This is a genomic window from Anoxybacillus sp. ST4 (assembly GCF_019448545.1).
GTDB lineage: Bacteria > Bacillota > Bacilli > Bacillales > Anoxybacillaceae > Anoxybacillus > Anoxybacillus pushchinoensis.
Window position 1 is genome coordinate 1 of record NZ_JAHZOE010000017.1, and the last position, 18,739, is coordinate 18,739.

Genomic DNA, 18,739 nt, shown 5'->3' on the forward strand with positions numbered 1-18,739 from the left:
AGCTGAGAACGGTCCTTGGCGAAGCCAAGGAAACGTCCGACGGAGCCGAGAGCTTTTGACGAAGACGTGCTTGCACGTCGAACGGAAAAAGCGAAGGCGTAGGAGGATGTTAGTTCGAAGCTAGACAGTAAGAAAAGCGTAGGCTAACCTGTTATCTAGTTTTGAAGGAATCATCCTTCTATATGATTGCTCGGTGACGATGGCGGAGAGGTCACACCCGTTCCCATCCCGAACACGGAAGTTAAGCTCTCCAGCGCCGATGGTAGTTGGCGGGACACCGCCTGCGAGAGTAGGACGTTGCCGGGCAAGAAGAGACCAAGACAAATTTAGTCTTGGTCTTTTTTTACTCCCGCACCAAATGCTTTTTTTTGAGTATATTGTTATATGAAACTGGGAAAACTGTTAGCGGGAGGTGGAGAATAAATGTCTTATCAAAAAGCTTGTATTATATGTGATGAGCAAAATAAAAAAGGAATGCATGTTTTTCATCATTTCATATGTATGGATTGTCACAACGATCTCGTTCAAACAGAAACAAATGAGGAGAAATACAAATTTTATGTCGATCGTCTAAGAAAAATTAGAGAGAATAAAATATATTCATAACGAAAGGCCCCTACTATGATTAGGGCCTGTTTTATTTTAATATATAGATATATAAATTAAACTTGTGAGGATGCGAAGAAAGATGGATCAGACGAAGACACCTCTATATACGCTTTTATGTGAACATGCCTCTAAACAACCAATCTCTTTTCATGTACCAGGACATAAATACGGAGCTGTTTTTTACGAGGAGGCTCTCTCTTCCTTTTCATCGTTGTTACATTTAGATGTAACGGAGCTTTCACATCTAGACGACTTACATCATCCAACTGGGGCGATTGAACAAGCACAACAATTAGCTGCAAAGTTGTATGGTGCAAAGCGTACATATTTTTTAGTGAACGGTTCTACCGCTGGTAACTTGGCAATGATTGCGGCAGCATGTGTACAAAATAAAAAAGTGATTGTGCAACGCAATTGTCATAAATCAATTTTACATGCGTTACATCTCGTCGGAGCAACACCTATTTTTATTTCCCCAGAATTTGATGAAGATGTTCAAGTGATGTCTTTTGTACCTTTTGAAACGATTTCAAACGCATTAAGTGAACATCCAGATGCAGCAGCAATCGTTTTGACAAATCCAAACTATTATGGTATGACTGTTGATTTAACGACAGTTATTCAATTGGCTCACTCTTATCGCATTCCAGTTTTAGTTGATGAAGCACACGGGGCTCATTTTGTTTTAGGAGAACCTTTTCCAAAGTCAGCTGTCGCATGTGGGGCAGATATTGTCGTGCAGTCGGCCCATAAAACGCTACCAGCGATGACAATGGGATCGTTTCTACACTTTAATAGTGAGTTCATAGACGAACGTATGTTGAAATACTTTTTACAAGTGTTTCAAACGAGTAGTCCATCTTATCCAATTATGGCTTCGCTTGATTTGGCTCGTGCTTATTTAGCGCAACAAACGCGTGAAAGCATTCATGAAATGAGCGAACAAATTCAGTTATTCAAACGTGAACTGCAAACTATTGAGGCGATTGAAGTCGTTGAATCACAACACCCGTTCATTCAAACGGACTTGTTGAAGATTACGTTACAAACACGTAGTGCATACTCAGGTTATGAGCTGCAACGATTATTAGAAAAAAACGGAATATTTACAGAAATGGCTGATCCATATAACGTGTTGCTCGTTTATCCACTTGCGACAATCAGCCAACTTCAAACGATTACATGGCGCATAAAACGTGCGTTGCAATGTATTCCGAGTGAACGGCAAAATGAACGAGTACAATTTCATTTACCGAAGCACTGTCAAGCGGTAAGTTATGAATGGACGAAAGGGCGTCAGACAAGAAAAGTATTGCTTCATGATGCGGTAGGATACGTTTGTGCTCAAATGGTCGTTCCTTATCCACCAGGCATTCCTATTTTACTGACTGGGGAAATTGTGACAAAGCAACATATTACGCTTATTCGACATTTGAAGCAAATGGGGGCCTATTTTCAAACAGATATAGATGGAGATTACATCGAAGTGTTCAAGGAGGATTAAGATGAGCTACTTATTTTTTTCATTTGAAGGTCCTGAAGGGGCAGGGAAAACGACGATTGTTCACATGCTTGCTAACTATTTAACGGAACAACATGTAGATGTGATTGCGACCCGTGAACCGGGTGGAATCGATATTGCCGAACAAATTCGGTCCGTCATTTTGCATCCAAGTAATGAACGAATGGATGCAAGAACAGAAGCTTTGCTTTACGCTGCGGCGAGACGGCAACATTTAGTCGAAAAAGTGATTCCTGCATTAAAAAATGGCAAAGTTGTGCTTTGTGATCGCTTTATTGACAGCTCTCTTGCTTATCAAGGTGTAGCGCGCGGGCTAGGAATAGATGAAATATTAGCGATTAATACGTTTGCCATTGAAGGCTGGATGCCAACATTAACGATTTATTTTGATATTGATCCAACGCTTGGATTAGCGCGCATTCGTGAAAATGGCTTGCGAGAAGTCAATCGACTTGATTTAGAAGAAATCGCATTTCATGAACGGGTACGTAATGGGTACATGATGTTACTTGATCGCTTTCCAAACCGTATAAAAAAAGTGGATGCTGCTCAACCGATTGCGAAAGTGTTTGAAGATGTACGGGCGCTTATTGAGCCTTTTTTAAGAAAGTGAGTGGATCGTTATGTCATGGGAAATACTTGAAATAAATCAACCACATGTGGCAAAAATGATTTCCAACAGCATGAGAAAAGGAAGAATTGCTCATGCATACTTGTTCGAGGGGCAAAAAGGGACAGGAAAGAAAGAAGCAGCTCTTTTATTTGCTAAACGTTTGTTTTGCTTAACAAATTTGTATAAGGAACCTTGTGAAACGTGCGTCAACTGCCGACGGATTCAATCTGGCAATCATCCAGACGTTCACCTCGTTACCCCTGATGGAAACTCCATAAAAAAACAACAAATTGAGCAGTTGCAAGAGGAGTTCACAAAAACAGCGGTTGAATCGAATCGAAAACTATATATTATTGAGCATGCTGATCAAATGACCGTTCAAGCTGCCAATAGCTTATTAAAATTTTTAGAGGAACCATCGGAAAAGACGGTGGCCATTTTATTAACTGAACAATTTCATCGCATACTCCCAACGATCGTTTCACGTTGTCAAATTTTGTCCTTCCATCCACTTCCGACTGAACGGATATGTGCATACTTACAAGAACATGGTGTGCCACGACAGTTGGCTATATTAGCTGCAAGGGTAACGAACAATGTGGAAGAAGCTCTTCGACTAAGTCAAGATGATTGGTTTGCACAAGCACGAAAAATAGTGATACAATTATATGAAGCGTTAAATAGTGAGTATGTACAAGCTTTGCTCGTTATTCAACAACATTGGCTTAGCCATTTTGCGAACAAAGAGCAAATGCATATTGGTTTAGATTTATTATTATATTTATATAAGGATTTATTATATGTGTTGCTAGGGGAAGAACAGCATATTGCATATGGTGATTGCATGAAGCAATTTCAACGGTCCCGTTTTCTTTATTCTGAAAAGCAAATTGCTCAGCACATGAAGGTAATTTTACAAGCAAAAGCGCGGTTGCATACGAATATGAATCCGCAGCTTTTAATGGAACAGCTAGTATTGCAGTTGCGGGAGGGATCTGCATTTGTATGAAGTTGTAGGCGTTCGTTTTAAAAAGGCGGGAAAAATTTATTACTTTGATCCTGGCGATTTGCCGATTTCAAATGGTGACTATGTTATTGTTGAAACGGTACGCGGGATTGAATTTGGAAAAGTTGTTGTTGCGAAAAAACAAGTGGACGAAAAAGATATTGTGTTACCGTTGAAAAAAGTTATTCGTATGGCCGATCAAAAAGATAAACTCGTCGTAGAGGAAAATAAACAGGCAGCGGAAGAAGCGTACGATATTTGTTTAAAAAAAGTGGAAGAGCACGGTTTGGAAATGAAGCTCGTCGATGTTGAATACACGTTTGATCGCAATAAGATCATTTTTTATTTTACTGCTGATGGACGCGTCGATTTTCGCGAGCTTGTTAAAGATTTAGCAGCTATTTTTCGCACAAGAATTGAGTTGAGACAAATTGGTGTACGTGATGAAGCAAAAATGTTAGGTGGTATCGGGCCGTGCGGACGCATGCTTTGTTGTTCGACGTTTTTAGGCGACTTCGATCCGGTATCGATTAAAATGGCGAAAGATCAAAACTTATCGTTAAATCCGACAAAAATATCGGGACTATGCGGTCGATTAATGTGCTGCTTAAAATATGAAAACGATGAATACGAAACAGCAAAAGAACAATTGCCGGACTTAGGTGAGATCATTGAGACGCCTCTTGGGCTTGGAAAAGTCGTGGGGCTAAATATTTTAGAAAGAGTGTTGCAAGTGGAATTAGTCGACAAAGACCGAGTAATTGAGTATACAATTGATGAATTGATAAAAGAAAAAGTTCTTCCTACTCAAGCCACGGAGTAATGGGGTGGATGGCGCGTGAATAAAAAAGAGATTTTTCAATCTGTAACAAGCATCGAGGAACAAATTGCCCATTTATATAAACAGCTCGGGGAATTGAAAAATTATCTCGGGGAGTTAATTGAAGAAAATCATCGGCTTCAAGTGGAAAATGACCATTTGCGTAGACGGCTCGAACAGCTGTCTGAAAACAAAGTAGAGCAAGGAAAAAAACAAACGAAAGCGAAGTTAGTCGATATAGGCGAAGGGTATGACAATTTAGCTCGCTTGTATCAAGAGGGATTTCATATTTGCAACGTACATTACGGAAGTTTACGGACCGATGGAGATTGTTTGTTTTGCTTGTCATTTTTAAATAAAAAATAGCCTTTCTGACAAATGGTCTGGAAGGCTATTTTGTTGTAGAAAGAGGGAGTTTACATGTTGCGTGAAGATGAACGACTGGACTACTTACTAGCAGAAGATATGAAAATTATCCAAAGTCCATCCGTGTTTGCTTTTTCATTAGATGCTGTATTGTTAGCGAATTTTGTATACGTTCCGATTCAAAAAGGAAATTTAGTTGATTTATGTACAGGCAACGGAGTGATCCCGCTGTTGTTAAGTAAACGGACGAAAGGAAAAATTATTGGTGTCGAAATTCAAGAAAAGATTTATGATATGGCGAAACGAAGTGTGCAATATAACGGACTGGAAGGGCAAATTGAAATGATTCACGGCGATATTAAACATATGCCTGCTTGTCTCGGACATAGTAAATTTGATGTCGTAACGTGCAATCCGCCTTATTTTCCAACACCAAACCAAGAAGAAATCAACAAAAATGAACATTTTGCCATTGCGCGTCATGAAATTTACTGTACGTTAGAAGATGTCATTCGCGTTAGCAGTCAATTGTTAAAGCAAGGTGGTAAAGCGGCTTTTGTTCACCGTCCAGAACGTTTGTTAGACATCGTTACATTGATGAGGCAATACCGTTTGGAGCCGAAACGTTTACGATTCGTTTATCCAAAAGAAGGAAAAGAGGCGAATACCATTTTAATTGAAGGGATAAAAGATGGAAATAAAGGATTAAAAATATTGCCGCCTCTGATCGTGTATGAACAAAATGGGGAATATACGAGTGAACTAAAATATATTTTATATGGGGAATGAGATCATATGAACGAACAAAAAAGCTTTGTTGAAGAAGGAGAAAAGGGCGTTTTGTACATTGTCCCAACGCCAATCGGAAATTTGCAAGATATGACATTTCGTGCGGTCGACACGTTACGGACAGTTCACTTTATTGCTGCTGAAGATACACGTCAAACGAAAAAGTTGCTTAACCATTTCGATATTCACACACCGCTTGTAAGTTATCACGAACATAATAAAGAGGCGAGCGGTGAAAAAATTATTGCCGCCTTGTTAGAAGGAAAACATGTTGCATTAGTAAGCGACGCAGGTACGCCAACGATTTCTGATCCGGGTTATGAACTTGTTATGAGCGCATTAAACGTTAATTGTAAAGTCATTCCGCTCCCTGGTGCTAACGCAGCTGTGACGGCACTGACAGCATCCGGGCTTCCGACGAGCCATTTTTATTTTTATGGATTTTTACCACGGCATAAAAAAGAAAAGAAAAAAGAGCTCGAGCAACTAAAACATATAAAAGATACGCTCATTTTTTACGAGGCGCCGCATCGTCTTCAAGAAACGCTAGCTATTATGCATCGTGTATTCGGGAATCGGAAAATGGTCGTGGCGCGCGAACTGACAAAAAGATTTGAACAATTTATTCGCGGAACGATCGAAGAGGTGATGCATTGGGCAGAACATCATGAAATTCGCGGGGAGTTTTGTCTTCTTATAGAAGGGAATCATGTCACATTAAATGATGAATCGGTATGGTGGGATCATTTAACGATTGTTGAGCACGTAAACTATTACATGGAAGTAAAGCAATATACTTCGAAGGAAGCCATTAAACAAGTGGCGAAAGATCGGCAATTGCCGAAGCGGGATGTGTATGAAGCATATCATAAGTAAAAAAAAGTTTCTCTAGAAAAGTCTAGAGAAACTTTTATTTTGATTGTTGAAGCAAGTTTTGGATTTCTTGCAATAACGCTTCTGCGCCTTCTTTACTTAAAATGATTTTTCCGTCTGCAAGCTTGAAGTTGTCGTCAGATACTTCCCCAGTTACTACACAAGTCATGTTTGGCTTATACTTTTTCAAAATGATGCGCTCATCATCTACGTAAATTTCCAGCGCATCTTTTTCTGCAATGCCTAACGTGCGGCGCAACTCAATCGGAATAACAACGCGACCTAACTCATCGACTTTACGAACAATACCTGTTGATTTCATGTTTATTCTCCTCTCCTTTGTTCATCTTTTTTCGTCAATATTCGACAAAATCTCTATGGATTTATCATAACAACTTTTCCATTAAGCGTCAATCCTTTTATATGCAACAATAAAAAAAAATGTATGATTTACATGTCGTTGCACATAAAATTCGACAAAATTATAGTTGAAATGACAAAATCCAAACGATTTGACAAGAGATGCATAACAGTTTTTAACTGCTTTTCAAGACGATACAAACCTTATTATAAATATTATTCGACAAAATTCAACATAAATTCGACAAATTTTCTTGTATATTTTCGACAAAATTCGACAAAAGTATATTGTTTATCGACAATCTTATGCCGGATAGTTGACAGCGCTCTCTATTTTTATGTATATTTTGGTGAGATAAGAGGAATAGATGCAAATATGTAATCGCTCTCGTCCTTTGGGCGAGAGCGTTTCTACTAAACGTGCGATAAGGAGGGGTACAAGTGGCGAAGAAAACGTTTTATATCACAACACCTATTTATTATCCGAGCGATAAATTACATATCGGTCATGCGTATACAACAGTGGCTGGCGATGCAATGGCGAGATATAAACGAATGCGCGGCTATGATGTGATGTACTTAACTGGAACGGATGAGCACGGCCAAAAAATTCAGCGGAAGGCAGAAGAAAAAGGAGTTACTCCACAAGCATATGTCGATGAAATTGTGGCCGGAATTAAAGAATTGTGGAAAAAGCTTGATATATCTTACGACGATTTTATTCGTACAACGGAACAGCGTCATAAACAAGTCGTTGAGAAAATTTTTGCCCGCCTTTTAGAACAAGGGGACATTTATTTAGACGAGTACGAAGGATGGTACTGTACTCCATGTGAGTCGTTTTATACGGAAAGACAATTAGTTGATGGAAATTGTCCAGATTGCGGGCGTCCTGTCGAAAAAGTAAAAGAGCAATCATATTTTTTCCGCATGAGCAAATATGTTGATCGGTTATTAGCGTTTTATGAAGAAAACCCGCAATTCATTCAGCCAGAATCGCGTAAAAATGAAATGATTAACAACTTTATCAAGCCAGGTTTAGAAGATTTAGCGGTATCGCGAACGACATTTGATTGGGGCATTCGTGTTCCGGGAGACCCGAAGCACATTATTTATGTATGGATCGATGCGCTGTCGAACTATATTACGGCGTTAGGATACGGAACAGAAAATGACGAAAAATATAAAACGTATTGGCCAGCGGACGTCCACCTTGTTGGAAAAGAAATTGTTCGTTTCCATACGATTTATTGGCCAATTATGTTGATGGCTCTAGATCTTCCACTTCCGAAAAAAGTGTTTGCGCACGGCTGGTTGCTTATGAAAGATGGAAAAATGTCGAAATCAAAAGGAAACGTCGTTGATCCGGTGACGTTAATCGATCGTTACGGTCTCGACGCATTGCGTTATTATTTGCTTCGTGAAGTGCCGTTTGGCTCAGATGGTGTATTTACGCCGGAAGGTTTTGTTGAGCGTATAAACTACGACTTAGCAAACGATTTAGGTAACTTGCTTAATCGAACTGTAGCGATGATTGAGAAATATTTTGGTGGACGTATCCCAGTATACGGCGGTACGCACACACCGTTTGATGAACAGCTTGTGCAAACAGCGTATGATACGGTAAAACAATACGAGGAAGCGATGGAACATATGCAATTTTCCCACGCTTTAACAGCGATTTGGCAACTCATTAGTCGCACGAACAAATATATTGACGAAACGCAACCGTGGGTGTTGGCAAAAGATGAAACGTTGCGTGATCAGCTGGCCTCTGTTATGTCGCATTTAGCAGAGTGTCTTCGTTATGTAGCCGTTTTATTGCAGCCATTTTTAACAGAAACGCCTAAACGAATGTTCGCGCAGCTTGGCATTCAAGATGAACAGTTAATGAGTTGGGATAGTTTGCAAACGTTCGGTGCTTCGCAACAAGAACGAACAGTTGAGAAGGGAACCCCGCTTTTCCCACGGCTAGACGTACAAGAAGAAGTGCAATATATTCAAACGCAAATGAAGGGAACAACAGTCAATAAAGAGGAAAAACAAGAACAAAGCGAAGAAATTACGATCGATGATTTTATGAAAGTAGACTTGCGCGTTGCACAAGTGATTCACGCTGAACCGATTCCGAAAGCGGATCGCCTGCTTAAGCTGCAACTTGATTTAGGTTATGAGAAGCGACAAGTTGTATCAGGTATTGCGAAATATTACAAACCGGAAGATTTAATCGGGAAAAAAGTTATTTGTGTGACTAACTTAAAGCCCGTCAAGCTTCGTGGGGAATTATCGCAAGGCATGATTTTAGCCGGAGAAAAAGACGGGGTATTGTCGTTGGCGACAGTTGACGAATCGCTTCCAAACGGGGCAAAAGTGAAGTAAAGAGGTGTTGTGAAAAACACCTCTTTGTTTCTATTTTGTAATGTAATTGTTATATCGTTGTGATTTATGTAACGGGATTGTGTGGTAAACTGAACATCGGAAGAAAAGAGGGGTTATATGTTATTTGATACACATGCACATTTAAATGCTACACAATTTAACGAAGATGTTGAACAAGTTATCGAACGAGCACGTGCAGAAGGTGTGTCACATATTGTTGTTGTCGGATTTGATCGTCCAACTATCGAGCGAGCAATGGAGTTAGCTGAGCAATATTCCTTTATTTACGCAGCTGTCGGATGGCATCCTGTTGATGCGATTCATATGACTGATGACGATCTTATGATGATTGAACAGCTAGCAGCGCATCCGAAAGTGGTGGCGCTCGGTGAGATGGGGCTTGATTATTATTGGGATCAGTCGCCGAAAGAAGTACAAAAAGAAGTATTTCGAAAGCAAATTCGTTTAGCTAAAAAAGTGAAGTTGCCGATTATTATACATAATCGCGATGCGACAGCTGACATTGTTCATATTTTACGGGAAGAGCAAGCGGCAGAAGTCGGTGGCGTGATGCATTGTTTTACTGGGAGTGTAGAAGTGGCGCATCAATGCATCGATATGAATTTTTATATTTCATTTGGCGGTCCCGTGACGTTTAAAAATGCAAAAAAACCGAAAGAAGTGGCAAAAGAAATTCCGCTCGATCGGATGCTTATTGAAACGGACTGTCCGTACTTAACGCCACATCCGTTTCGTGGAAAAAGAAACGAGCCGAGCTATGTAAAATATGTTGCTGAAGCGATTGCTGAGTTAAAAGGGGTGTCTTTTGACGAAGTGGCTCAAAAAACGTCCGACAATGCAAAGCGATTATTCGGCATCATTTGATAGAGAAACGTGTCGATTGTTAGGAAGGCTTGTCTAAAAAAAAGATGGGACGCGTGCGTTCTACAACTTTTTTTGCAAGCATACAATGTGTTTGTCGACAAGTCTTCCTTCCCTTTTGAGCGAATATTTTGAATAATAGATAATAAGCTTCATAGAAAGGGAGGCGTCGTCACGGTTATCTATCGGAAAAGGAGGCGTTTTTATTTTGATTACGTATGTAAAGCATTTAGTGCAATCTGCATCAAAAAAGAAGATTGCATTTGCTACTGGGGGATTTTTAGCTTTATGTAGCATGACGGGATATGCTAGTTATGAATGGACGAAAGAAACGGTGACATTACATGTCAATGGCAAGGAAGAAAAAGTACGTACACATGCCAATACAGTTGCTGAGTTATTAAAAGAACAAAACATCGAGTTGAAACAAGGAGATTTTATATCGCCTTCACCTGAAGAAAAAGTTGTTGATCACTTAACAGTGAAATGGGAAGCGAGTAAACCGATTGTGCTTGTCGTTGATGGAGTAGAGAAAAAATTGAGGACGACAGCTAAAACGGTCAAAGATGTATTGTACGTTCAACAAATTGAACTTGGCGAGCAAGATGAAGTGTTACCGAACGTCGATGAAAAAGTGAAAGAAAACATGAAAATTGTTATCAATAAAGCATTCCCGATTACATTAAATGACGGCGGCAAACAGCAACAAGTTTGGTCTACTTCGACTACGGTCGCTGACTTTTTAGCTAAACAACATATTACATTACGGGAACTGGATCGCGTTCAACCAACATTGAATGAAAAGATTCAACCAAACACAAAAATAAACATTGTTCGAGTTGAAAAAGTCACCGATGTAGTGGAAGAACCAGTAAATTTTGTCGTTGTGAAGAAGAAAGATGCACAATTAGAAAAAGGGAAACAAAAGGTAATTAGCGAAGGGGAAAAAGGGATTGTCGCTAAGCAATATGAAGTCATTTTAGAAAACGGAAAAGAAGTGTCACGTAAACTGATAAAAACAGAAACGATTAAACCGAGCAAAAACCGTATCGTTGCTGTTGGTACAAAAGTTGCCCCTCGAACATTAGCTTCTCGTGGTAGCGGTGAAGTAGCTGAAGAGCTTTATGTTATAGCGACAGCGTATACGGCGTATTGTGGAGGATGTTCAGGAACAACTGCAACGGGCGTCAATTTGCGTGCCAATCCGAATGCGAAAGTCATTGCGGTTGATCCGCGTGTTATTCCGCTTGGGACGAGAGTATACATTGAAGGATATGGTTATGCTGTTGCGGCTGATACAGGAGCCAATGTAAAAGGATATAAAATTGACGTATTTTTCCCGGATAAATCGACAGCGTATCGATGGGGGACGAAGCGCGTCAAAATTAAAATTATAAAATAGCTACAGAGGATTTCGCGATCCTCTGTTTTTTTCGTTATAATGGGTGAAGAATAGTTGAGAGATGGAGGTTATTATGAAAATTAAAGAAATTATCGTTGTCGAAGGGCGCGATGATACGGTAGCCATTCGTCGCGCAGTTGATGCAGATACAATTGAAACGAATGGAGCAGCCATTAACGATGAAACGATTGAGCGCATTCGCTTAGCCCAACAACAGCGGGGGGTTATCATTTTCACTGATCCTGATTATCCAGGGGAAAAAATTCGTAAAACCATTGCCGAGCGTGTACCGGGATGTAAGCACGCATTTTTAACGCGCGAGGAAGCGCGAGGAAAACACGGAAAAGGTCTCGGTGTTGAACATGCGTCGGTTGAAGCGATTCGCACCGCGCTTTTAAGCGTATACGAAGAAATGATTGATCCAAAAGAGGAAATTTCATTCCAACATCTTGTTGATGCCGGATTAATTGGTGGACCGCTAGCAAGCGCTCGCCGTGAGAAGTTAGGGAAATTATTAAAAATCGGATATACAAACGGAAAACAACTGCATAAACGGTTGCAAATGTTCCAAATTTCGAAGGAGCAATTTACAGAAGCGATGAAGGAAGTCATGCGGGAGGAACGACATGTATAAAGATATTGCTACACCGACACGCACAAAAGAAATTTTGACGAAATACGGCTTTTCTTTTAAAAAAAGTCTTGGACAAAACTTTTTAATTGAACCAAACGTTTTACATCGTATTGTTGATTTTGCTGAACTGTCTGAGCAAACGGGTGTCATTGAAATTGGACCGGGAATCGGAGCGCTTACGGAGCAATTAGCGCGACGTGCAAAAAAAGTGGTAGCGTTCGAAATCGACCAACGGCTTTTACCGATTCTCGATGAAACGCTTTCCCCATACGGAAACGTATCGATTATTCATCAAGATATTTTAAAAGCAAATGTGGAGAAAGTGATAGCGGAACAGTTGGCAGATGTTGATGATATTATGGTCGTTGCTAATTTACCGTATTACGTGACAACACCAATTATTATGAAGTTATTGACGGATCGTCTCCCTATTCGCGGGATGGTTGTGATGTTACAAAAAGAGGTAGCGGAGCGAATGGCTGCAAAGCCGGGTACGAAAGACTACGGGTCGCTAACGATTGCTGTTCAATATTATACGCATGCTGAAACAGTTATGCATGTGCCAAGAACAGTATTCATGCCAAAACCGAATGTAGACTCTGCGGTCATTCGTTTATTGAGACGAGAACAACCGGCTGTTCATGTTTCGGATGAACAGTTTTTCTTTACTGTTGTTCGTGCAAGCTTTGGACAACGGCGCAAGACGATTTTAAATAATTTGATGAGCCAGTTGCCAAATGGTAAAGAGAAAAAAGAACAAATCGAACAAGCGCTTCACAACGCCCATATCGATCCGAAGCGCAGGGGGGAAACGCTTACGATCGCTGAGTTCGCTACATTGAGCGAGCAACTATATGACATGTTTCGTCAAGAGGCTTAATGCCTCTTTTTTTTTACACGCTCTGCGCTGTTCATGCATATGTTACAAACAAAACAGGCGAAGGGGCGGGCGTGTATGATTCAAATTGGCGATATTGTTGCACGGAAATCATATGAATGTGATATTTTGTTTCGGGTTATCGACATAAAAGAAAATGATGGGGAGAAAGAAGCGATCTTGTATGGAGAAGATGTTCGACTAATGGCAGATGCTCCTTTTTCTGATTTAGTCATCATTGATGAACGAGAAAAAAAGAAACGAAAAGAAAAAGAAAAACAACATATTGAGCAATGCTATAAGTTGTTACGACAAGATTATCGACTGTTGCGGGAAAAAAGTGAATATGAGGCGACAGGTGGGTACGACGTGAAAATGGACTTTTTTCAACTGCCGGGACGAGTGCTTCATATTGATGGAGATCCGCTTTATTTAAGAAAATGTATGCAGCTGTACGAAAGAATTGGGGTACCGGTATATGGTGTGCATTGTAATGAAACAGATATGCCCGATCGCATTATTCCGCTGCTGGAGCAAGTGCGTCCAGATATTTTAGTTGTAACTGGGCACGACGCTTATTCAAAATCAAAAGGAGCGGTTGATGATTTGAAAGCGTATCGCCATTCCAAGTATTTTGTACAAACGGTGAGACAAGCGCGAAAAAAAATCCCGAACCTTGATCAACTTGTTATTTTTGCTGGGGCGTGTCAATCACACTTCGAATCGCTTATTCGTGCAGGTGCCAACTTTGCGAGCTCGCCTGCACGAGTCAATATTCATGCGCTTGATCCAGTATATATTGTATCGCGAATTAGCTTTACACCGTTTATGGATCGCGTCAATGTGTGGGATGTATTAAGAAATACATTAACAGGTGAAAAAGGGCTTGGCGGCGTTGAGACGCGAGGCGTTTTACGAACCGGAATGCCGTTTCGGACGATTACTGAACAAGCATAAATAAAAGCCTCTTGTCTTTTTACCGTAGTGGTAAAAAGACAAGTTTTGTTTTTTAACACTTTTTGTACATAGTTTTTTCTTTATTTGTTCATAATAAAAACAAAAGTATTGACATTCAATATTTTTTGTTGATATAATTCTTATTTTTTGACTTATCGTTTTTCATTTGTTATACTACGTAATAGTGAGGTGGATACGATGGGAAAAACATTGTCGGAAATTAAAAAAGTGTTGGATTCGAATCTCGGTAAAAGATTGACGTTAAAGGCGAACGGTGGGCGTCGAAAGACAATCGAGCGTTGCGGCGTGTTGGCCCAAACATATCCGTCCGTATTTGTCGTTGAACTTGATCAAGAAGAAAACGCTTTTGAACGTGTATCATATAGTTATGCAGACGTATTAACAGAGACTGTACAGCTTACATTTTTAGATGATGAACAAGTAGCGATGAGCGGCACACATTCATAATTGCGCGAGGAGGCGACCAATATCGGTGGTCTCTTTTTTTATGGCTATTGAAAAGGCACGTATTTGTTCACTATTTTTTGTGGTAAAATGTCGATAGGAGTTTGAAGTCGGAAAAGTAGGTGAACAGATTGAGGTTGTTAGTCAAAGCGCCAGCGAAAATTAATTTATCTCTCGACGTATTACATAAACGTCCAGATGGCTACCATGAAGTCAAAATGGTGATGACAACGATTGATTTAGCTGATCGTGTGGAGTTGACCGATTTATATTGTGATACGATTCAAATTATTTCTCACAATCGCTTCGTGCCAGATGATGAGAGAAACTTGGCGTATCAAGCAGCTAAATTACTAAAGGAAAAGTTTGGAATACGACGTGGGGTTTCTATCGCAATTACGAAACATATTCCTGTTGCAGCAGGGCTTGCGGGTGGAAGCAGTGATGCAGCTGCAACGTTGCGCGGGTTAAATAAGCTTTGGGGATTAGGCTTAAGTTTGGACGAGCTTGCGGAAATAGGAGCAGAGATCGGCTCTGATGTACCGTTTTGTGTATATGGAGGAACAGCGGTTGCCACAGGAAGAGGGGAGAAAATCGAACATATCCCTGCTCCCCCACCAAGTTGGGTCATTTTAGCGAAGCCAACGATCGGTGTGTCAACTGCGGATGTGTATCGGAATTTAAACTTGCAATCCGTCGATCATCCAAACGTAGATGGAATGGTTGCTGCGATTAAAGAGAAAAATTATGAAAAAATTTGTGCACTCGCTGGCAATGTGCTAGAAAGTGTAACGTTAAACATGCATCCTGAAGTAGCCCAAATTAAAGAGCAGATGAAACGCTTCGGGGCGGATGTCTCACTGATGAGCGGAAGCGGACCGACTGTATTTGGCCTCGTTCAACACGATTCACGCTTACAACGAGTATATAATGGTTTGCGCGGTTTTTGCGAGCACGTTTATGCCGTTCGATTAATTGGGGAAAGACATGAACAATGAGGAGGTTATTATATGAAATTAAGGCGAAGCAGCCGACTCGTGGATATGACGCATTATTTGCTTTATCATCCACATCAACTCGTACCACTCACCTTTTTTGCGGAGCGATACGGTTCAGCCAAATCGTCTATTAGTGAAGATTTAGCTATTATTAAGCAAACGTTTGAACAACAAGGAATCGGTTTGTTGCGCACGCTTCCTGGCGCAGCAGGCGGAGTACAATATGTACCGAAAATTTCAGAGGGAGAAGCAAAACAATTTATCCAACAATTATGCGCAAGTTTAGCTGATCCAGATCGGCTTCTTCCTGGTGGCTATTTATATATGACAGATTTACTTGGTGATACGCGCATCGTTAACCAAATCGGCCGTTTATACGCCTCGGCGTTTGCACACGAAAACATTGATTTTGTTGTGACAGTTGCTACAAAAGGAATTCCGTTAGCTTACGCTGTGGCGAGCTTTTTAAACGTACCTGTTGTAATTATTCGCCGCGACAGCAAAGTGACGGAAGGATCGATGGTGAGCATCAACTACGTGTCCGGTTCATCCAAACGCATTCAAACAATGGTTTTATCTAAGCGTAGTTTAACAGAGGGAGCTAACGTCTTAATCGTTGACGATTTTATGAAAGCGGGTGGAACGATCAATGGCATGATTAGTTTGTTAGCAGAGTTCCGGGCAAATGTTGTCGGTATTGGTGTGCTTGTCGAATCCGAGGAAGCGGAAGAGAGACTCGTTGATGAATATGTTTCCCTTGTGAAACTAACATCTGTCAATGTGAAAGAAAAACAAATTACCGTAGAAGAAGGAAACTACTTTCATTTTGTCAAATAAAATAAGTGATTTTTGCATACAGGAGGAAGAGCTATGAAAGTTGTACACACAAACGAAGCCCCACAAGCGATTGGACCGTACTCTCAAGGTATTATTGTGAACAACATGTTTTACAGTTCTGGCCAAATTGCTTTAACGCCAGAAGGAGAAATGGTGCAAGGGGACATTCAAGCGCAAACGCATCAAGTATTCAAAAACTTGAAAGCGGTACTTGAAGCGGCGGGAGCGTCTTTAGAGACAGTCGTAAAAACGACAGTATTTTTAAAAGACATGAACGATTTCGCGGCAATGAATGAAGTATATGGTCAATATTTTGCCGATCATAAGCCAGCGCGTTCAGCCATTGAAGTCGCTCGCTTGCCAAAAGATGCGTTAATTGAAATTGAAGTCGTTGCACTTGTCAAACAATCGTAAAAAAATTTTTTAATGTTAGCAGGAAAATGAAAAATAACGTGGAATAAATTCACTTAAGTTCTTATATAGGGAAAAGGTGGTGAACAGAATGGAAGTAACTGACGTGAGATTACGCCGCGTGAATACCGAAGGACGTATGAGAGCGATTGCCTCAATTACGTTGGATCATGAATTTGTTGTTCATGATATCCGAGTTATTGAAGGCAATAACGGCTTGTTTGTCGCTATGCCAAGCAAGCGTACTCCTGACGGGGAATTCCGTGACATCGCTCATCCAATTAACTCAACAACCCGCGGGAAAATTCAAGAAGCTGTTTTAGCTGAATATCACCGTGCCGGTGAGTTGGAAAAAGAGCTTGAAGAAGCAGGTGCTTCGTAAAAATAAGAAGAGGACCCTTTCGTAAAAGAGGGTCCTTTTCATATGGGAAAATCTGTTTACCCCATTAAGAAAGAATATATGATGAATTTTTTTGGCAGATGACAATGTTTCCTTGAAATACATACATAATTGATATATATTCAATATGGATAAAGAGAGGTATGGAGGCCTTGAGATGAAACGATATGCGATCATTTTGGCAGCTGGACAAGGAACGCGTATGCGTTCAAAGCTGTATAAAGTGTTGCACCCTGTCTGTGGAAAGCCGATGGTACAACATGTGGTTGATGCAATTTCTACATTGCATGTCGATCGATTAATTACGGTTGTCGGTTTTGGGGCAGAACGGGTGAAAGAGCAACTTGGGAACCAAAGCGAATACGTTATTCAAGAACAACAGCTTGGCACGGCGCACGCCGTCATGCAAGCAGCACCTCATTTAGCTGATAAAGATGGTGTCACTCTCGTCGTTTGCGGAGATACGCCACTGATCACCTCAGAAACGATGGAAGCGCTTTTACAACATCATTTACAAACGAAAGCAAAAGCAACAATTTTAACCGCCCTTACAGAAGATCCAACGGGATATGGACGTATCGTCCGCAATGAGCATGGACATGTTGAAAAAATTGTCGAACATAAAGATGCGACAGATGAAGAGCGAATGATCAGAGAAATTAATACAGGAACGTATTGTTTTGATAATCGTGCATTATTCGAAGCGCTTACGCAAGTGTCAAACGATAATGCGCAAGGGGAGTATTATTTGCCAGACGTCATCGAAATTTTGAAAAAACAAGGTGAGATCATTTCAGCTTACGAAACACCGATGTTTGAAGAGACGTTAGGCGTTAACGACCGAATCGCGCTTGCGCAAGCAGAAAAAATCATGCGTATGCGTATTCAACGTAAACATATGGCAAATGGTGTGACAATCATTGATCCCGAGCATACGTATATAGCACCTGATGTACAAATTGGACAGGATACGATTATTTATCCTGGCACATCGATTGAAGGTCGTACGGTAATCGGTGAAGATTGCATCATTGGACCAAACAGCGAAATTAAAAACAGCTATATTGGCGATCGTACGTCGGTTCGTCATTCTGTTGTACACGATAGCGAAGTAGGAAAAGATGTAACGATCGGTCCATTTGCGCATATTCGCCCACTATGTAAAATTGGAGACGATGTGAGAATTGGAAACTTCGTAGAAATTAAAAAGACGACGTTTGGAAACGGAAGTAAAGCATCGCACTTAAGCTATATCGGGGATGCCGAGGTAGGGGACGATGTCAATATCGGTTGCGGCACGATTACAGTCAATTATGACGGTGTAAATAAATACGTGACAAAAATTGAAGATGGCGCATTTATCGGTTGCAACTCGAACTTAATTGCCCCTGTTACTGTGGGAAGCGGAGCATATGTGGCGGCTGGCTCAACCATCACTGATGATGTGCCTAATGAAGCTTTAGCTATCGCTCGCGCTCGGCAAATCAATAAAGAAAATTATGTTGAACGCCTGCAAGCGAAGAAAAAATCCTAATGGAG

Annotated in this window: 21 protein-coding genes and 1 rRNA gene; 21 read left to right on the forward strand and 1 reads right to left on the reverse strand. The window is 40.6% G+C overall.

Features of this window, described 5'->3' with window-relative positions:
- Positions 1 to 189 precede the first annotated feature (189 nt).
- The 9 genes from rrf to rsmI all read left to right on the forward strand — a co-directional run bounded on the left by rrf (position 190) and on the right by rsmI (position 6,601).
- Positions 190 to 306: ribosomal RNA gene (gene rrf / locus K1I44_RS10710) — 5S ribosomal RNA — on the forward strand.
- A gap of 117 nt (positions 307 to 423) precedes the next feature.
- Positions 424 to 606: a sigma factor G inhibitor Gin gene (locus K1I44_RS10715; RefSeq protein WP_004888500.1), complete on the forward strand. Its 183-nt coding sequence runs from the start codon at positions 424 to 426 to the stop codon at positions 604 to 606.
- Positions 607 to 688: 82 nt separating this feature from the next.
- Positions 689 to 2,113: an aminotransferase class I/II-fold pyridoxal phosphate-dependent enzyme gene (locus K1I44_RS10720; protein WP_003398190.1), complete on the forward strand. Its 1,425-nt coding sequence runs from the start codon at positions 689 to 691 to the stop codon at positions 2,111 to 2,113.
- Position 2,114: 1 nt separating this feature from the next.
- Positions 2,115 to 2,744 carry a dTMP kinase gene (gene tmk, locus K1I44_RS10725; protein ID WP_219986143.1) on the forward strand — a complete coding sequence of 210 codons (630 nt, stop codon included), beginning with the start codon at positions 2,115 to 2,117 and terminating at the stop codon, positions 2,742 to 2,744.
- 10 nt (positions 2,745 to 2,754) lie between these two features.
- Positions 2,755 to 3,753: a DNA polymerase III subunit delta' gene (gene holB, locus K1I44_RS10730; RefSeq protein WP_219986144.1), complete on the forward strand. Its 999-nt coding sequence runs from the start codon at positions 2,755 to 2,757 to the stop codon at positions 3,751 to 3,753.
- Complete coding sequence (locus tag K1I44_RS10735) at positions 3,746 to 4,573, forward strand: PSP1 domain-containing protein (protein WP_003398193.1); 828 nt, start codon at positions 3,746 to 3,748, stop codon at positions 4,571 to 4,573. Before holB ends, K1I44_RS10735 begins: the two co-directional genes overlap by 8 nt.
- 15 nt (positions 4,574 to 4,588) lie before the next feature.
- On the forward strand, positions 4,589 to 4,936 hold the full coding sequence (gene yabA, locus K1I44_RS10740; protein WP_003398194.1) for a DNA replication initiation control protein YabA: 348 nt from the start codon (positions 4,589 to 4,591) through the stop codon (positions 4,934 to 4,936).
- 54 nt (positions 4,937 to 4,990) lie between these two features.
- The gene (locus K1I44_RS10745) at positions 4,991 to 5,725 is read left to right on the forward strand and encodes a tRNA1(Val) (adenine(37)-N6)-methyltransferase (protein ID WP_003398195.1); all 735 of its coding nucleotides are present in this window, start codon (positions 4,991 to 4,993) and stop codon (positions 5,723 to 5,725) included.
- 6 nt (positions 5,726 to 5,731) lie between these two features.
- Positions 5,732 to 6,601: a 16S rRNA (cytidine(1402)-2'-O)-methyltransferase gene (rsmI, locus tag K1I44_RS10750; RefSeq protein WP_003398196.1), complete on the forward strand. Its 870-nt coding sequence runs from the start codon at positions 5,732 to 5,734 to the stop codon at positions 6,599 to 6,601.
- A gap of 34 nt (positions 6,602 to 6,635) precedes the next feature.
- Here the strand turns inward: rsmI and K1I44_RS10755 are convergent, their stop codons facing one another.
- Entirely contained in the window at positions 6,636 to 6,926 is a 291-nt protein-coding gene (locus tag K1I44_RS10755) for a transition state genes transcriptional regulator AbrB (protein WP_180316362.1), read from the reverse strand.
- Between the two features lie 473 nt (positions 6,927 to 7,399).
- On the opposite strand from K1I44_RS10755, the gene metG reads away from it, so the two are divergent.
- The 12 genes from metG (at position 7,400) to glmU (ending at position 18,734) form a co-directional block, all read left to right on the forward strand.
- Positions 7,400 to 9,337 carry a methionine--tRNA ligase gene (gene metG / locus K1I44_RS10760; protein ID WP_219986145.1) on the forward strand — a complete coding sequence of 646 codons (1,938 nt, stop codon included), beginning with the start codon at positions 7,400 to 7,402 and terminating at the stop codon, positions 9,335 to 9,337.
- Between the two features lie 117 nt (positions 9,338 to 9,454).
- The gene (locus K1I44_RS10765; RefSeq protein WP_219986146.1) at positions 9,455 to 10,222 is read left to right on the forward strand and encodes a TatD family hydrolase; all 768 of its coding nucleotides are present in this window, start codon (positions 9,455 to 9,457) and stop codon (positions 10,220 to 10,222) included.
- A 205-nt stretch (positions 10,223 to 10,427) separates the two neighbouring features.
- The gene (locus K1I44_RS10770; protein WP_219986147.1) at positions 10,428 to 11,621 is read left to right on the forward strand and encodes a resuscitation-promoting factor; all 1,194 of its coding nucleotides are present in this window, start codon (positions 10,428 to 10,430) and stop codon (positions 11,619 to 11,621) included.
- Positions 11,622 to 11,682: 61 nt separating this feature from the next.
- Positions 11,683 to 12,255, forward strand: a complete 573-nt coding sequence (gene rnmV, locus K1I44_RS10775; protein WP_035045275.1) for a ribonuclease M5 — start codon at positions 11,683 to 11,685, stop codon at positions 12,253 to 12,255.
- Positions 12,248 to 13,135, forward strand: a complete 888-nt coding sequence (rsmA, locus tag K1I44_RS10780; RefSeq protein WP_003398203.1) for a 16S rRNA (adenine(1518)-N(6)/adenine(1519)-N(6))-dimethyltransferase RsmA — start codon at positions 12,248 to 12,250, stop codon at positions 13,133 to 13,135. Before rnmV ends, rsmA begins: the two co-directional genes overlap by 8 nt.
- A gap of 75 nt (positions 13,136 to 13,210) precedes the next feature.
- Positions 13,211 to 14,089: a sporulation peptidase YabG gene (gene yabG, locus K1I44_RS10785; protein WP_035045278.1), complete on the forward strand. Its 879-nt coding sequence runs from the start codon at positions 13,211 to 13,213 to the stop codon at positions 14,087 to 14,089.
- A gap of 198 nt (positions 14,090 to 14,287) precedes the next feature.
- A complete protein-coding gene (gene veg, locus K1I44_RS10790; protein WP_003398205.1) occupies positions 14,288 to 14,557 on the forward strand; it encodes a biofilm formation stimulator Veg in 270 nt (89 codons plus the stop codon).
- 128 nt (positions 14,558 to 14,685) lie between these two features.
- The gene (gene ispE / locus K1I44_RS10795; protein WP_003398207.1) at positions 14,686 to 15,552 is read left to right on the forward strand and encodes a 4-(cytidine 5'-diphospho)-2-C-methyl-D-erythritol kinase; all 867 of its coding nucleotides are present in this window, start codon (positions 14,686 to 14,688) and stop codon (positions 15,550 to 15,552) included.
- Between the two features lie 12 nt (positions 15,553 to 15,564).
- Positions 15,565 to 16,389 (forward strand): pur operon repressor, encoded by an 825-nt coding sequence (gene purR / locus K1I44_RS10800; protein WP_003398208.1) that lies wholly within the window; start codon positions 15,565 to 15,567, stop codon positions 16,387 to 16,389.
- A gap of 33 nt (positions 16,390 to 16,422) precedes the next feature.
- Positions 16,423 to 16,803, forward strand: coding sequence for a RidA family protein (locus K1I44_RS10805; RefSeq protein ID WP_219986148.1), 381 nt, complete (start codon positions 16,423 to 16,425; stop codon positions 16,801 to 16,803).
- 88 nt (positions 16,804 to 16,891) lie between these two features.
- Positions 16,892 to 17,182 (forward strand): septation regulator SpoVG, encoded by a 291-nt coding sequence (gene spoVG / locus K1I44_RS10810; RefSeq protein WP_003398210.1) that lies wholly within the window; start codon positions 16,892 to 16,894, stop codon positions 17,180 to 17,182.
- Between the two features lie 175 nt (positions 17,183 to 17,357).
- The gene (gene glmU, locus K1I44_RS10815; protein ID WP_003398211.1) at positions 17,358 to 18,734 is read left to right on the forward strand and encodes a bifunctional UDP-N-acetylglucosamine diphosphorylase/glucosamine-1-phosphate N-acetyltransferase GlmU; all 1,377 of its coding nucleotides are present in this window, start codon (positions 17,358 to 17,360) and stop codon (positions 18,732 to 18,734) included.
- The last annotated feature ends 5 nt before the right edge of the window (positions 18,735 to 18,739 follow it).